At 47.8% G+C, this 255-nt stretch carries 1 protein-coding gene; it reads left to right on the forward strand.

Features of this window, described 5'->3' with window-relative positions:
• Positions 1 to 255: IS66 family transposase (locus tag ACYQ2O_RS13440; RefSeq protein ID WP_459796854.1), on the forward strand; the 255-nt coding region annotated here is incomplete at both ends.

The following is a 255-nucleotide window of genomic DNA, read 5'->3' on the forward strand; positions in this document are numbered from 1 at the left end:
AGTGAAGCCGAAGCTTGAAGCCTTTTTTGACTGGTGTGAATCTCTAACTGCGTATGGCAAACTTGGCACAGCGATCAACTATGCGCTGAATCAGAAAGAGCGGATGATGAACGTTCTGAAGGACGGCCGTCTCGTGCTGTCCAACAATCTAGCCGAACGTGGCATCAAGTCACTCGTTATGGGCAGAAAGAACTGGCTATTCTCGAAATCTTTTGAAGGTGCTCATGCCGTTGCGACTATTTTGAGTCTCGTTGA

This window comes from Alkalibacterium sp. m-11 (assembly GCF_054658155.1).